Source organism: Metamycoplasma neophronis (assembly GCF_006491995.1).
Lineage (GTDB): Bacteria > Bacillota_I > Bacilli_A > Mycoplasmatales > Metamycoplasmataceae > Metamycoplasma > Metamycoplasma neophronis.
On sequence record NZ_VHHP01000027.1, the window covers coordinates 1 to 686 of the forward strand.

Annotated in this window: 1 protein-coding gene; it reads left to right on the top strand. The window is 65.5% G+C overall.

The window, feature by feature from the left end:
• Positions 1–686: NAD(P)-dependent alcohol dehydrogenase (locus FJR74_RS08350; RefSeq protein ID WP_140915064.1), on the top strand; the 686-nt coding region annotated here is incomplete at both ends.

Sequence of the window (686 nt, forward strand, 5' to 3'; positions counted from 1 at the left end):
AGGTGACCAAGTACCGGCAGGGCGACCGCGTTGGGGTTGGCTGTTTCGTGGACTCGTGCCGCGAGTGCAACAGTTGCACGCGCGGCATCGAACAGTACTGCAAGCCGGGCGCAAACTTCACCTACAACTCGATCGGCAAAGACGGCCAGCCAACCCAGGGCGGCTACAGCGAAGCGATCGTCGTCGACGAAAACTACGTGTTGCGCATACCCGACGTGCTGCCCCTGGATGTGGCGGCGCCGCTGTTGTGCGCGGGCATCACGCTGTACTCGCCACTGCGCCACTGGAATGCCGGGGCGAACACGCGGGTGGCGATCATCGGCCTAGGCGGACTGGGTCACATGGGCGTCAAGCTGGGCGCCGCGATGGGCGCCGACGTGACGGTGCTGTCCCAATCGCTGAAGAAAATGGAGGACGGTCTGCGCTTGGGGGCCAAGAGCTACTACGCGACCGCCGACCCGGACACCTTCCGCAAGCTGCGCGGCGGCTTCGACCTGATCCTGAACACCGTCTCGGCTAACTTGGACCTCGGCCAGTACCTGAACCTGCTGGACGTCGACGGCACACTCGTGGAACTGGGTATCCCCGAGCACCCCATGGCCGTGCCGGCGTTCGCGCTAGCGCTCATGCGACGCAGCCTGGCCGGGTCCAACATCGGCGGGATCGCCGAGACCCAGGAGATGCTC